Origin of the sequence: Streptomyces sp. NPDC046712 (assembly GCF_040645695.1) — a bacterium.
Lineage (GTDB): Bacteria > Actinomycetota > Actinomycetes > Streptomycetales > Streptomycetaceae > Streptomyces.
Window position 1 is genome coordinate 1 of the sequence record NZ_JBEYYW010000050.1, and the last position, 15,110, is coordinate 15,110.

8 protein-coding genes are annotated in these 15,110 nt (G+C 73.8%); 2 read left to right on the forward strand and 6 right to left on the reverse strand.

From position 1 onward, the window contains the following. Positions 1-199: 199 nt before the first annotated feature. Together ABZ939_RS36335 and ABZ939_RS36340 are read left to right on the forward strand one after the other, a co-directional pair. On the forward strand, positions 200-4,396 hold the full coding sequence (locus ABZ939_RS36335; RefSeq protein WP_361864795.1) for a trypsin-like peptidase domain-containing protein: 4,197 nt from the start codon (positions 200-202) through the stop codon (positions 4,394-4,396). Between the two features lie 31 nt (positions 4,397-4,427). Next, the gene (locus tag ABZ939_RS36340; RefSeq protein WP_361864796.1) at positions 4,428-5,384 is read left to right on the forward strand and encodes a bifunctional riboflavin kinase/FAD synthetase; all 957 of its coding nucleotides are present in this window, start codon (positions 4,428-4,430) and stop codon (positions 5,382-5,384) included. Between the two features lie 119 nt (positions 5,385-5,503). Here the strand turns inward: ABZ939_RS36340 and ABZ939_RS36345 are convergent, their stop codons facing one another. From ABZ939_RS36345 to ABZ939_RS36370, 6 genes are all read right to left on the reverse strand, one after another. Next, positions 5,504-6,523, reverse strand: coding sequence for an ABC transporter ATP-binding protein (locus ABZ939_RS36345; RefSeq protein WP_361864840.1), 1,020 nt, complete (start codon positions 6,521-6,523; stop codon positions 5,504-5,506). 98 nt (positions 6,524-6,621) lie between these two features. Then, entirely contained in the window at positions 6,622-7,587 is a 966-nt protein-coding gene (locus ABZ939_RS36350; RefSeq protein WP_361864798.1) for an ABC transporter ATP-binding protein, read from the reverse strand. Further along, positions 7,584-8,468 (reverse strand): ABC transporter permease, encoded by an 885-nt coding sequence (locus ABZ939_RS36355; protein ID WP_361864800.1) that lies wholly within the window; start codon positions 8,466-8,468, stop codon positions 7,584-7,586. The genes ABZ939_RS36350 and ABZ939_RS36355 overlap by 4 nt, the downstream gene beginning before the upstream one ends. Next, complete coding sequence (locus ABZ939_RS36360; RefSeq protein WP_361864802.1) at positions 8,465-9,526, reverse strand: ABC transporter permease; 1,062 nt, start codon at positions 9,524-9,526, stop codon at positions 8,465-8,467. The genes ABZ939_RS36355 and ABZ939_RS36360 overlap by 4 nt, the downstream gene beginning before the upstream one ends. Positions 9,527-9,529: 3 nt before the next feature. Next, positions 9,530-11,383, reverse strand: a complete 1,854-nt coding sequence (locus ABZ939_RS36365; protein ID WP_361864842.1) for an ABC transporter substrate-binding protein — start codon at positions 11,381-11,383, stop codon at positions 9,530-9,532. 180 nt (positions 11,384-11,563) lie between these two features. Then, a complete protein-coding gene (locus tag ABZ939_RS36370; protein ID WP_361864804.1) occupies positions 11,564-14,905 on the reverse strand; it encodes an SCO5717 family growth-regulating ATPase in 3,342 nt (1,113 codons plus the stop codon). Positions 14,906-15,110 lie beyond the last annotated feature (205 nt).

A 15,110-nucleotide genomic window follows, 5' to 3' on the forward strand; every position in this document is an offset into this window, starting at 1 on the left:
GGTTGCGCCCCCGTTTTTTGGGGGGGGGGGGCCGGGGGGGGCCCCCGCTCCACGATCCCCCTCCGGGGACTGTCTATCCACTTCGATCCCCGCATTCACCCCTTCGAGCAGGCGCTCGGAGTGAACCGGGGGAGCGCTGGGGGGCGCGTTCGTCCGGTGCGCTTCTCGGAGTGATCACCGCAGACCTACCGTCGACGACATGGGACGCGGGGACCTGGCGACGCTGGTGCGGATCTGCGATCTGGCGGGCCGGCCGCGCGGAACGGGATTTGTCGCCGACGACCGGGGGACGGTCGTCACCAGCCACGAAGCCGTGGACGGGCTCGTACGGATCGTGCTGCACGCGGCCGACGAGCGGATGTGCCTCGCCGAGGCCGACGCCATCACAGCCCTGCCCGAGGCCGGTCTCGCGCTCGTACGGACCGAGGGGCTCGGCGTCCGTCCGCTGCCGCTCTCGGCCCGGACGGAGATCGAGGCCGGGACGTACGTACGGATCGCCGCGCACGGCTGGCGGGAGGCACGGGTGCTGGGCGGCGCGTCCGTCACGTACACCGCCACCGACCGCTTCCACGTCCTCGGCCACGCCCTGGAGCTGGCCATCGGCACCGAGGGCGCGGAGGCCCTGCGCCTCGGCGGACAGGCCGCGGGCGGGCCCGTCGTGGACCCGGCGACCGGAGCCGTGGTCGGCGTCCTCGGCACCGCGCTGCAGGGCGACCACCGCGAGGCGGCCGGGTACGCGGTGCCCCTCGCGCCCGTGGAGCCGCTGGTCGCGCTGCTGCGGCGGAACGGCGCCACCGTGCCCTGTTACGGACGGGACCTCAACCTGGCGGGCGTCCTGGAACTCACCGCCACGTCCACCGGCTCGGCGGGCGGCCCCAAGACATGGACCGAGCCCGTCGAACGGGCCGCGTGCGTCCGGGAGTTCAGCGCCTTCTCCGCCGGCGACGCGGTGGTCCTCGCGCTCGTCGGCACCCCCGGCACCGGCCGGACCACCGCGCTCGCGGCGCACTGCGCCGACCGTGCCCGGGGCGCCGAGCCCGCCCCCACCGTGTGGCTGCGCGGAGCCGACCTGCACGCCGAGGACACCTCGGTCGCCGAAGCGGTCGCCCGCGTCCTGCGCCAGGCCGGGCGGATCGTCGCGGCCACCGGGGCGCGCGGCGACGCCACCACCGCCACCCCGGAACGGGCCGCCGCCCTCGCCCGCGAGGCGGGCCGCCCCCTGCTCGTGATCCTCGACGGCCCGGAGGAAATGCCCCCGATCCTGGCCCATCGCCTCCCTGGGTGGACGGCGGGCACGGAGACGTGGCTGCGCGCCCACGGCGCCCGCCTGATGCTCGGCTGCCGCCCGGAACACTGGGAACAGGCGAGCGGACTGTACGCCCCGGAGTCCCTGCACCGACGGAAGGCGGCTGGGGGGCCGGACCCGGGCGAGGCCGGACGAGAGGCGGCTGGAGGGCCGGACCCGGGCGAGGCCGGCGCTGTGCCCCTCGGGGAGCTCGCCGAGGAGGAGGCCGCGCTCGCCCAGGCGCGGTACGGGCTCCGTGGCGCCGATCTGGGGGTCGAGGACGCCCGGCACCCGCTCGCGCTCCGGCTGCTCGCCGAGGTGTGCGAGGCGATGCCCGGCGGAGTGCCGGGACGGCCCGGGCGCGAGGAGATCTTCGGCGCCTACCTGGACCTGATGTGTCTGCGGATCGCGGTACGGATCGCCGCCGGCTCCCGCCCCCTCCCGTCGGGCACGGCGGTACGACGGCTCGCGGCGCGGGTCGCCGGGCAGGTCCACGAGGCCGCCCGCCGGTGCCTCGGCCCCGGGCAGGGGGAACTGGACCGCGAGTCCTTCGAGGAGATCTTCCCGTGGCGGACCGGCTGGGCCTCCGCCGTCCTCACCGAGGGCCTCGTCGTCCCCGCCGGAGCCGGCTACCGCTTCGGCCACGAGGAGCTGGCCGACTGGATCCAGGGCGCGCACCTGGACGTCGACGGCGCCCTGCACGCGCTCGTGCACCGCTGGCACGAGGGCGCCCCGGTCCGGCTCCCGTCCCGCCCCGGCGCGCCACGCGCCATGCCGACCGGCCACGTGCCCCCACCGCCCGGTGCGCACGGCACGGGCGGTGACCGGTCGCGCTCGCTCCCCGTGCCCCGTCACCGGATCGGTCCGGTCGTCCAGGCCCTGCTCCTCCTGGACCGCGAGCAGGGCCCGGCCGCGCTCGGGCGCCGGCTCATGGGTCTGTCCGACGCCCTCGACCGACTGTCCGACGCGGGCGGCGCGGGCACCGACGCCGCGTGGTGGGGCTCCCAGCTGCTGGTCCAGACGCTGCAGCGCCTCCCGGACCTCAAGCCCTACCTCCCCGTCCTCCGCCACCTCGCCGACCACATCGGCGCCGGCCCGGCGACCCGGCCGCAGCCGGTGGGACTGGCGGCCCTGATCCCGCCCCCACCGGACCTCCCCGGCGCCGATGGTGGCGGCGCCCGTCCGGCGCCGGGCGGGGCGGGCGTCGGCCGCGGGGGCCTGCCGGGGGCGGATCACGGGACAGGCCCCCGGCCGGTGCCGTCCGCGGTCTTCGGCCCCGTCGGCCCCGAGCCGCTGCCGTCCGCGGCCTTCGGCCCCGTCGGCCCCGAGCCGCTGCCGCGGCTGGGCGTGCCAGGGGCGGATCCCGGGACGATTCCTGGTCGATGGCCCTCCGCGCGCCTCGACCCCGGCCCCGGGCCGGGGTACGAGCACGGGCTTCCGGCCGCACCGACGGATGGACGCGGATCGGCTCCCGCCCCCCGGTCGGAGACCGGGTCGGGCCGGCGGCCGGCCCCGATGCCCGCGGCCGGGGCCGTGCCCGTCCAGCGGGCTCCCGCTCCCTTCGGGCCGTCGGACCAGCCTGTGGGCCGGCAGCCGGCCCCGATGCCCGCGGCCGGGGCCGTGCCCGTCCAGCGGGCCGGCGGGGCGTCGGGACCTCTCGCCTCGGAGTGGAGCGGCGAGGCGGCTCCGGGATCGCGTCCCGTTCCGGGGGCCTCATCCGCGGCCCCGCGGCTCGGGGCCTTCTCGGCGTTCGGGCTGCCCTTCTGGGACGCCCTGCGCATCGGGTGGGACGAACGCATGGATCTGCTGCGGCGGCTCGTGCCCGTCGACGCCGCCCCCGGGGCCGACGCCACGCCCCGGTTTCTCGACGCCGTCGCCGCCCGGCTCGTCGCCGAGCCCCGTGGCGTACAGCCGCTGCTGTGTCGCTGGTTCGGCGACGGGCGGGCGCTGGCCGCCGCCCCGCACGCCACCGTCGCCACCGCCGCTCAGGCGCTGCTGCACACCCATCGCAACCTGGCCGTCGACGACCTCTGCGAGGCACTCGTCGCCACCGCCCATCCGCTCGCCGAGGGGCTGCTCGCCGCGCTCGCCGAGGACGAGCCGTCCGCCGTCTGCCGGGCCGTCGACCGGTGGGCGCACGACGACGGGCGGCCGGGGCGCCGGGCCGCGGCCGCCGCGTACGGGTGCCTGGTCGCCGAGCACGTCACGACCGGCCCCGACCGCGAACTCCTGCGGTACACGGCCCTCGCCCTGCTCGCCCGCCCCGGCGACGCCGACCTGCACGGCTCCGCCCTCGGACTCCTCGTCCGCGACCCGCACACCCGCGCCCGCCATCTGCCCCGCGCCCTGACCGACCCGCGGGTCCCCGCGAACGCGCTCGCCGCCGCGCTCACCACCCACCCGGAACCGGTCCTCGCCGCGTTCCGGGCCCGGCTGCACGGCCCGGAGGAAACCGCGGGCGAAGCGCTGCGGGCGCTCGCCGAGGTCACCACGCCGTCGCTCGCCCGCCGGGCCGCCGCCCTCGTGCGCGAGTACGTCGAGCACCGGCCCTCCGACTCCGCCGTCGCGGGACACGCCGCCGCCTTCGTCGACCGCAGCCTGGAACACGGCCCGGCCGCACGGGCGATCCTCTTCCCGCTCGTCAGCGGCCTGCTCCTGGGCCGGCCCGTACAGGTCCGCCGCGCCCTCGCCCCCGTACTCGCCGCGCCCGGCACCGGCGCCTCCCGCCTCCTGCGGACCGAGCTCCTCGACATACTGCTCGACCACGAACGGTACGAGTCCCGGGACCTGACCGTCCTCGACGCCCTGCTGCGCGCCGCCGCCCTCGAGTGCGGGCGGCGCACCGAGGTCCGTACCCGCGACCTCGTCCACCGCGTCGGCCTCCTCCTGGTCCGCACCCCCGAGGGCGCCACCCGCCTCGACCGGCGGCTCGTCGAGCTCGCCCGCGAAGTCCCCGCCTTCGCAGCCCAACTGAGCGGCTGGCTCACGGCAGCCCCCGACGAATGGGCCACCGTCGTCGGTCCGAGCACCCGCCGTACGGTCCTGAGGCTCGGCAGTTCCATGCCGATGCGTGGGGACGGCCGCGGGCATGGCAGTCTTAGACCTGCGTAATCGGCGAACAGGCGGACGAGGAGCGGTCACAGTGCAGCGCTGGCGTGGCTTGGAGGACATCCCCCAGGACTGGGGGCGCAGCGTCGTCACCATCGGCTCCTACGACGGTGTGCACCGCGGGCACCAGCTGATCATCGGGCGGGCGGTGGAGCGCGCGCGTGAGCTGGGCGTCCCCTCGGTCGTCGTCACCTTCGACCCGCACCCCTCCGAGGTCGTGCGGCCCGGCAGCCACCCGCCGCTGCTCGCCCCGCACCACAGGCGCGCGGAGCTGATGGCGAAGCTGGGTGTGGAAGCGGTGCTGGTCCTGCCCTTCACGGCCGAGTTCTCGCAGCTCTCCCCGGCGGACTTCATCGTGAAGGTCCTCGTCGACAAGCTGCACGCGAAGGCCGTCATCGAGGGCCCGAACTTCCGCTTCGGACACCGGGCCGCCGGCAACGTCGACTTCCTGGCCGAGCTGGGCGCCACCTACGACTACGAGGTCGAGGTCGTCGACCTCTATGTGAGCGGTACGGCGGGCGGCGGGGAGCCGTTCTCCTCCACGCTCACCCGCCGGCTGGTCGCCGAGGGCGACATGGAGGGCGCCGCCGAGATCCTCGGCCGCCCGCACCGCGTCGAGGGCATCGTCGTCCGCGGCGCCCAGCGCGGCCGCGAGCTCGGCTTCCCGACCGCCAACGTCGAGACCCTGCCGCACACCGCCATCCCGGCCGACGGCGTGTACGCCGGCTGGCTGACGGCCGCGGGGGAGCGGATGCCGGCCGCGATCTCGGTCGGCACCAACCCCCAGTTCGACGGCACCGAGCGGACCGTCGAGGCGTACGCGATCGACCGCGAGGGGCTCGACCTGTACGGGCTGCACGTGGCCGTCGACTTCCTGGCGTACGTCCGCGGGATGCTGAAGTTCGACACCCTGGACGATCTGCTGGAAGCGATGGCCGGGGACGTGAAGCGCTGTCGCGAACTGACCGAGGCGTACGACCAGCAGCCCTGACCCGGTCGTCACCGGGTGACGACCAGCTCCTTCGGGCCGTGGATCAGATCCTCGGACCGGAACGCGGACCCGTCGCAGGGCCCAGGCAACCGACGTGCTCGACGCGTGCCGCCGGGCGGTCAACGGCCGCTCGGCACCTCCGCACCGCTGTTCACCCAGTGGCAGGCCACGTCCCGCGCACCGCTGCCGCCGAGCACCGGCAGGTCCTCGCCCCGGCAGCGGTCCGCGACAGCGGCCGCCTCCCCGGCCGCGAGGACCTGGCAACGGGCGTGGAAGCGGCACCCGGACGGGATGCGCGTCGGGTCCGGAGGCTCGCCCGTCAGCACCACCGGCTCGCCCCCGGACTCCGGCAGGACCGACAGCAGCGCCCGGGTGTACGGGTGCTGAGGTGAGGTCAGTACGGACTCCACCGTGCCGGTCTCCACGATCCGCCCGAGGTACATCACCGCCACCCGGTCCGCGATGTTCCACGCGAGACCCAGGTCGTGCGTCACGACCAGCGCAGACAGCCCGAGTTCGTCCCGCAGACGCAGCAGCAGCGCCAGGATCTCGCCTCGTACCGAGGCGTCCAGCGAGGCCACCGGTTCGTCCGCGACGATCAGCTCCGGCTCGAGGACCAGCGCGCCCGCGATGACGACCCGCTGACGCTGCCCGCCGGACAGCTCGTGCGGATAGCGCAGGAAGAAGCGTTCCGGGGGCCGCAGACCGGCCCGCGACAGGGCCTCGGCGACGGCCGCCCGCTCGTCCCCTTCGTAGCCGTGGATCCGCAGCCCCTCGGCCACCGCGTCGTACACCGTGTGGCGCGGGTTCAGAGAGCCGCTGGGGTCCTGGAGGACCAACTGGGCCCGCCTCCGGTACGCCTTGAGGGCGCGCGAGGTGTACGAGAGCGGCGCCCCGGCGAAGGTGACCGTCCCCGACGTGGGCGGCACCAGACCGAGCAGCGACCGTGCCAACGTCGTCTTGCCGCACCCCGACTCGCCGACCAGCGCCACGATCTCGCCCGCGCCGATGTCCAGGTCCACCCCGTCCACCGCGCGGGCGGCCTGCGCGCCCCGCCGCCCGGGAAACGTGACATGCAGCCCGGACGCCGACAGCAGCGGGCCGGACGGTGCGGCCTTCGGCGGCGCGGCCTGCGACAGCGCGGCGTCCGTCGCTGCGGTCTCGGACGGCTGGGCCCCGGACGCGCCCGCGTCCGACGAGCCGGCCCCGGACGGCGCGGCGTCCGGCGTCAACGGATTCACGAGCCACTCCCTACGTGTACGCAGGCCGCCCGGCGCCCCGCGCCCGCTTCCCGCAGTTCCTGGTCCAGCGCGCCGCACATCTCCACCGCCACCGGGCAGCGCGGGTGGAACGCACAGCCGCCCGGCAGATCCGCCGGGTCCGGGGGATCGCCCGGAAGCCCGCGCGGCGCACGCCGGGACGCCGGGTCGCCGATCCGCGGGAAGGCCGAGGACAGCGCCCGCCCGTACGGGTGCTCGGCCGCGTCGTACACGGCCCGCGCCGGGCCCTCCTCCACGACCCGACCGGCGTACATCACCGCGAGCCGGTCGCAGGTGTCGGCGAGGACCGCCAGATCGTGGCTGATCATCAGCAGACTGATCTCGTCGTCGGCCACCAGGCGCTCGATCAGCCGCAGAATCTGCGCCTGGATCATCACGTCGAGCGCCGTCGTCGGCTCGTCGGCCACGATCAGCCGCGGATCGCAGGCCAGCGCCATCGCGATCATCACCCGCTGGCGCTGCCCGCCGGACAGCTCGTGCGGATAGGCCGCCGCCCGGGCCGCCGGCAGACCGACGTGCTCCAGGAGCTCCCCGACCCGCTTGCGGGCCGCCGCCGGGGTGGAGCGCCCGTGCACGAGCAGCGGCTCGGCGATCTGCTCGCCGATCCGGTGCACCGCGTTCAGCGAGTGCATCGCGCCCTGGAAGACGATCGACGCCCCCGCCCAGCGCACGGACCGCAGTCGTCCCCACTTCATGGTGAGGACGTCCTCGCCGTCGAGCAGGATCTCCCCGGTCAGCCGGGCCGACGGCGGCAGCAGGCGCAGCAGCGCAAGGGCCATCGTCGACTTCCCGCAGCCGGACTCGCCCGCGACCCCGAGCTTCTGCCCGGCGGCCAGGGTGAGATCAACGCCCCGCACGGCGGGGACGGCCGCCGCCCCCGACCCGTACGTCACACTCAGATTCCGTACCTCCAGCAGGCTCATCGACCCACCCCCAGCTTCGGGTTCAGCACGGACTCGACCGCCCGCCCGCACAGCGTGAACGCGAGCGCGACCAGCGCGATCGCGATCCCGGGCGGGGCGAGGTACCACCAGTGACCGGAGGAGACCGCGCCCGCCTCCCGGGCGTCCTGGAGCATGCCGCCCCAGGAGACCACCGTCGGGTCTCCGAGGCCGAGGAAGGCGAGCGTCGCCTCGGTCAGGATCGCGGTGGAGATGCCGAGGGTGGTCTGGGCGAGCACCAACGGCATCACGTTGGGCAGCACGTGCCGGCTCATGATGTGCCCGTGCCCGCCGCCCAGCGCCGTGGCCCGTTCGATGTACGGGCGGGACTCCACCGCGATGGTCTGGGCGCGCACCAGCCGGGCCGTGGTCGGCCAGCTGGTCACGCCGATCGCCAGGATCACCGTCCACATCGAACGGGACATCACGGTGGCGAGCACGATCGCGAGGACGAGCGTCGGCATCACCAGGAACCAGTCGGTGATCCGCATGACGACGGTCGAGAACCAGCCGCCGTAGTGGCCCGCGATGATGCCGACGAGCGTACCGATCGCCACCGACAGCGCGGCGGCGAGCAGGCCCACGAGCAGTGAGATCCGGGCTCCCCAGATCAGCAGACCGAGCAGGGACCGCCCGAACTGGTCGGTGCCGAGCGGGAATTCGGCGCTCGGTGACTCCAGGGCGGTGCCGGGCGCGTTCGTCACCGACTGCACGTCGGCGCCGATGATCAGCGGGGCGGTGAGCGCGAGCAGCGCGATCAGGGCGAGCCCGGCCAGCCCGTAGAGACCGGCGCGGTGGGTGCGGTACTGCTTCCAGAAGCGGGACACCGTACCGCGTCGGCGTTCCCATGCGAGAGAGGTCATCGGCCCACCCGGGGGTCGAGCAGCGGATAGAGCAGGTCGGCGATCAGGTTCATCACGATCATCGCGCCTGCGAAGACCACGAACAGACCCTGAACGAGCGGCAGATCGGGCACGCTGAGCGCCTGGTAGAACAGCCCGCCGAGCCCCGGCCAGGAGAACACCGTCTCCACCAGGATCGAACCGGCCGCCACATGGCCCAGATTGATGAAGACCATGGTCACGGTCGGCAGCAGCGCGTTCGGCACGGCGTGCCGGCGCCGCACGGAGTCGTCGCGGAGCCCCTTGGCACGCGCGGTCGTCAGATAGTCGCTGCCCATCTCGTCGAGCAGCGAGGAACGCATCACCAGCAGGGTCTGCGCGTAGCCGACGGCCACCAGGGTGAGGACGGGCAGCACCATGTGGTGCGCGACGTCGAGGACGTACGCGAATCCGGTCTCGCCCGCACCCGACTCCATGCCGCCCGTCGGGAAGAGCCCCGGGACCGGGCCGATGCCCACCGAGAAGACGATGATCAGGAGCAGGCCGAGCCAGAACGACGGCACGGACCACAGGGTCAGCGCGACGCCGGTGTTGAGCTTGTCGCCCAGGCCGCCGTGGTTCCAGGCGGAGCGGGTGCCGAGCCACAGCCCGAGCGCCGAGTAGATCAGCACGGCGACGCCGGTGAGCAGCAGCGTCGCCGGCAGCTTCTGGGCGATGAGGTCGCCGACCGGGGCGTGGAACTGGTACGAGGTGCCGAGATCGCCGCTCAGCGCCTTGGCGCAGTAGTCGGTGAACTGCTGCCAGAGCGGAAGATCGAGCCCGAACTGGCGGCGCAGGGTCGCCAGCTGCTCGGCCGAGGTCGGCACTCCGTGCGTCATCGCCTTGACCGGGTCGCCCGGGATGATGCGGAAGAGGAAGAAGCTGGTGACGAGCACGGCGAGCAGCGAGACGGCCGCGCCGGCCAGCTTGCCGGCCACATAGCGGAGGTACTGGAGGGTCGTACCGGTGCGGGAGGCGCCGTCCGTGGCGCGGACCTTCTCGGTCCGCGCCACGTCGGCGGGGGTGCTTGCTGTGGTCACGGACTACTCGCGGTCGTCGGCGGTGGAACGGCGCTTCATGCCGAGGAGGACTCCGATGCCGACCACGACGACCACGGCGGCGCCGATACCGAGGATCACCCCGGTGGACGAACCGCCGTCGGAGCCCGAGTCGGCGGAGGAGGCGGCCGGCACGGCCGACCACCAGCTCCAGTAGCCGTCCTGACCCCAGAGATTGCCGGCGGCCTCCGGCATCGTCGTGATCGACCTGATCTGGTCCGTGCGGTACGCCTCGAGAGCGTTCGGGTACGCCATGATGTTCATGTACCCGGTGTCGTACAGCCTGGACTGCATCTGCTTGACCAGATCCGCCCGCTTGGCGGCGTCGTACTCCACCGCCTGCTGCGCGTACAGCGCGTCGAACTGCTGGTCGCAGATGAAGTTGTCGGTGGCGCCGGTGTCCTTCGGGGTCGCCGGCAGCGTGCCGCAGGTGTGGATCGACAGGACGTAGTCCGGATCGGGGTTGACCGACCAGCCGTCGAAGGCGAGGTCGTAGTCGCCCTTGGTCCACGGGTCGCCGACGTTGTCGAGGCACTCGACCTTCAGCCCGATGCCGAGCTTGCCCCACCACTCCTGGAGGTACTTGCCGATCGCCTTGTCGTTCGGGTCGGTGGCGTGACACAGGATCCGGAAGTCCAGCGGCTTCCCGTCCTTGCCGACCCGCTTGCCCTCGCCGTTCTTCCGGTATCCGGCCTGGTCGAGGAGCTGCTCGGCCTTGGCGGGGTCGTAGGCCAGCTTCTGCTGCGCGTTCGGCTTCCAGAAGTACGAGTCGAAGCGCGGCGGGATGTAGCCCTCGCCCTCGACGGCGTGGCCCTGGAAGACCTTGTCGACGATCGTGGTGCGGTCCACGGCGAGGAACAGCGCCTTGCGGACGGCCGGATCGAGGAGCGCCGGGTGGCCGTTGCCGAAGGTCTTGCCGTCCTTGGCCTTCGCGCCAGGGTTGGTGGCGAGCGCGAAGAAGCGGCGGCCTGGAGCGTCGTTGACCTTGATGTTCTTCACGGACTTCAGGGCGGCGGCCTGAGCGGGCGTCAGGTTCGGTACGAAGGACACCTCGCCCTTCTGCAGCGCGGCGACGGCCGCGTCACCGTCCTTGTAGTACTTGAACACCAGCTCGTCGAACTTGGGTGCGCCACGCCAGAAGTTCTTGTTCGGCTTCAGCTTGATGTACTGGTCGACCTTGAAGTCCGTGATGACGAACGGACCGTTGCCGACGATCGGGAACTGCTGGTCGTTGTTGAACTTCGAGAAGTCGCCGACCTTCTCCCAGACGTGCTTGGGCACGATCGGCACGTCCAGCGCCGTCATCGTGGCCTGGGGCTTCTTCAGCTCGATGACGAGCGTCTGCGGGTCGGGCGCCGTGACCGTCTTGAAGTTGGACGTGAAGCTGCCGTTCGCGGTGGCGGCGTTCTCGTCCGTCATCATCTTGTTGAAGGTCCAGGCGGCGTCCTCGGCGGTGGCGGGCTTCCCGTCGGACCACTTCGAGTCCTTGCGGATCGTGTACGTCCACGTCAGCTTGTCGGGGGAGGACTTCCACTCGGTCGCCAGGCCCGGGATCGGCTTGGCATCCTTCGCGTCGTAGTTCGTCAGGTACTCGTAGGCCAACCGGTGGAGGCTGGTGGAGACGAGCTTCTGGGCGAGGAAGGGGCTCAGGGAGTCGACGCTCTGCGAGACGGCGACCGTGAGGGTGGTGTTCCCGGCCTTGCCGTCACCCTCGGCGGGCGGAGCCGCCTGAGCGGCCGTCGGAACCGCCGCCATGGTGGTGGCGGTGACGCCGGCGGCGAGGAGGAGTCGGAGGAGTCTGCGTGGGGCGACCGGGCGGGGTGGAACCTTCGTGACCATGACCATGGGACGTGACCTCGCGTCGTGGATCTTGGGGCGCCAACTGGTGAAGCGAAGGTCTATCAGCGGTGGCCGAGCGGCGTCAACGATGTGTCAAACCCCTTGTGGGCTGCGGGAATGCCAAGAGGCTCCGCACCGGAGAGCCGGTGCGGAGCCTCATTGGTCTACTCCTCTGACGCCCTACTGTTGAGGGGCTGGCGGTGCCTGCGGAGGCGTCTGCGGGGGCTGCTGCCAGCCCTGGGGCATACCGGGCTGGCCGGGCTGCTGCGGGTAGGGCTGCTGCGGCGGGTACGGCTGGGGCTGGGGCTGGGCCTGCGGGTACGGCTGCTGACCCGGCTGCCCCCCGTACGGCTGGCCCGGCTGCGGGGCCTGCGGCGCGTACGGCTGACCGGGTGCCGGCTGTCCCCCGTACGGCTGACCGGGCATCGGCTGTCCGGGCTGGCCCGGCATCGGCGGGGCCATGTGCGGCGGGAGGCCGCCCTGGCCGTCACCGGTCCACAGCCCCTGCGCCTGCTGCGCCCGCACGAAGTCCTCGGCGACCATCGCGGACAGGTTGAAGTACGCCTCGCGCGTCTTCGGCCGCATCATGTCGAGGTCGACCTCGGCACCTGCCGACAGGTGCTCGTCGAACGGCACGACCACGACCCCGCGGCAGCGGGTCTGGAAGTGCTGCACGATGTCGTCGACCTTGATCATCTTTCCGGTCTCGCGGACCCCCGAGATGACCGTGATCGAGCGCTGGACCAGCTCCGCGTAACCGTGCGCGGAGAGCCAGTCGAGCGTCGTCGACGCGCTGGAGGCACCGTCCACGGACGGGGTGGAGATGATGATCAGCTGGTCGGCGAGGTCGAGGACCCCGCGCATCGCGCTGTAGAGCAGACCGGTACCGGAGTCGGTCAGGATGATCGGGTACTGCTTGCCCAGGACGTCGATCGCCCGCCGGTAGTCCTCGTCGTTGAACGTCGTCGAGACGGCCGGGTCCACGTCGTTGGCGATGATCTCCAGCCCGGAGGGTGCCTGCGAGGTGAAGCGGCGGATGTCCATGTACGAGTTGAGGTACGGGATCGCCTGCACGAGGTCGCGGATCGTGGCCCCGGTCTCCCGCCGCACCCGGCGGCCGAGCGTGCCCGCGTCCGGGTTGGCGTCGATCGCCAGGATCTTGTCCTGCCGCTCGGTGGCCAGGGTCGCGCCCAGCGCGGTGGTCGTCGTGGTCTTGCCGACGCCGCCCTTGAGGGAGATGACCGCGATCCGGTAGCAGGACAGGACCGGCGTACGGATCAGGTCGAGCTTGCGCTGCCGCTCGGCCTCCTCCTTCTTGCCGCCGATCTTGAAGCGGGCGGAGGCGCCGGGGTTCCGGCTGGACTTGGCCTTCTGCTTGTTGTTGCGCAGCAGACGGTCGGAGGAGAGCTCCACGGCCGCGTTGTACCCGAGGGGGGCACCCGGCACGGAACGCTCGCGCTGGTCGTGCGTGACCGGAGTGGGCCAGGCGGCGCCGGTCCGCGGATCGACCGGCGGCTGGTGCTGCTGTGGCTGCTGCTGTCCGGCCTGCGGCGGCAGGGGCGCCTGGACGGGCGGCATCTGCCCGGGCACCTGCGGGTTCTGCGGGGTCGGCTGGGCGCCGGGGTGCGGGAAGCCGTAGCCGCCTTGCGGGGCGGGGGTGTTGGCCTCGGGCGCCTGGGGCGAGGGCTGGGCACCGGGATGCGGGAAGCCGTAACCGCCCTGCGGGTTCTGCGGGGCCGGCTGGGCGCCGGGGTGCGGGAAGCCGTAGCCGCCTTGCGGGGCAGGGGTGTTGGCCTCGGGCGTCTGCGGTGCGGGCTGGGTGCCCGGGTGGGGGAACCCGTAGCCGCCTGGCGGGGCAGGGGTGTTGGCTTCGGGCGCCTGGGGCGCGGGCTGGGCACCGGGGTGCGGGAAGCCGTAGCCGCCCTGCGGGGCGGGGATGTTGGCCTCGGGCGTCTGCGGCGCCGGCTGCACGGCCGGGTTCGGGAAGCCGTACGCGCCCTGACCCTGCGGCGGAACCGGCGCGGGCAGGGGCTGACCGGGCTGCGGGAAGCCGTAACCGCCGGGGGCGCCCTGCGGCGGCACGGGAGCATGGGCGTTCGGGTTCGTCGGGGTCGGCCAGGAGCCGGCGGCCGGCAGCGGGGCGGCCGGCGGCACCGGCTGGTCGCCCGTGGGAGCCGGGGCGGGCCACTGCGGCGCCGCGGTGGGCGCCGCGGGCTGGAACGACGGCGGCAGCGGAGGCAGTCCGGCACCGCCGCCCTGCGGTGCGGTGGGGCTCCACGGCGCGGGCGCCGCGGGCAGGGCCGGCGGCAGCGCGGCGGGGATCGCGTCCCGGGGCTCGTCGGAGGGAGCGGCGTGCTCGGGCGTGGCAGCCGCCGGCAGCGCGACGGCGCTGCCGTCACCGGCGGTCAGGGCGATCGCCGCGCGATCGCCCTCGGCGGGAGCGCCCGGCGAGGAGGTCTCGTTCCCCGGCACGGCCGGGGCGCCCGGCACCTCGTCGGCCTCCGGTGTCGTGCCCGCGGTGACGGCGTCAGCTGCAGTATCCGGCGCGTTGGTCGCGGGGGCGTCCGCCGGAGCCTGCTCCGGCCCGTCGGCGACGGCCGGTGCCGAGCCCTCGGGCTCCGGGGCCGTGCGTTCGCCCGCGTTGGAGTCCGTGGCATCCCCAGCCGCCGGCCGCTCAGCAGAGGCGGAGCCCTCCGGGGTCTGGGCACCAGCGGTCACCACCGGGCCTTCGGCGGGCGTGCCCGCGGTGTCGGGCGCCGCGGCCGGCTCCGACATGCCGCTCACGGCGGCAGGGCCACCAGAGGTGCCCGCCGCGGGCGACGTAGCCTCGTCGCCCGACGCACTCGCGTCGGCCGGGGCGGCCTCGCCCACGGCCTCGCCACGAGCCTGCCCGGGTACGGAGGGAGTGCCGTGGGTGTCGAACGCCGAGGGCGCACCCAGGCCGTCCGTCGAGACCGGTACGGATGCGGAGGGCTGCGCCTGCGCGCCCTCGGAACCATGGTTCGCCGGGCCGACCGCCGGAAGTCCTGCCGCTCCATCGGAGGTGGAATCCGCGCCGGGCTGCTCGCCCCGGGCGGTCTCCGCTGCCGCCGCCGCGCGCTCGGAGATCTCCGCCATCTCGCGCTTCAGCGCGGCGGGGGAGAAGCGCATGGTCGCGCCGCTCTCCAGATCGCCGCCCCCGAACGACCCGCCGTCGGCGGGCACGGCGGGCACGGCGGGCGCCGCCGGTGCCGGGGCGGGCATCGCCGGTGCGGGTGCCGGAGGCGTCTGAGGCGTCTGAGGTGCCCAGTTGGGCTCGAAGCCGCTGCCCGCCGGAAGCCCCGGGACGGCAACGGGCGCACCGGTCGGCGGCGGAGCCGTGGCGCCCCCCGTCCCCGAACCTCCCGACGCGTTCTGCGTGTACCAGGCCGGAGGGGTGTAGTCGATGGTGAACTCACCCGTCATCTCGGCGGGATCCGCGTCGGACTGATCATCGGCGGGTGGATTCCAACCCCCGTGGATCTCGTCCCGATCGCCGTTCACTTTGCCTCCTGGTGTGGTCGCGCACCCTTGTGCTGTCGTGGGCGGGCCCTACCCACCCTAAACGCCAACCGTGTCCGTGGGGCAGGCCCGACTGCCCGCCCACGTCTGTCCCGTAGGTCACGTCTCGCCCCCAAGTGACCTACTCGCACCGCAGAGTGAACCCCCAGGTGATCACGTGGCGATCCAAACCCGCACATAAATGGAC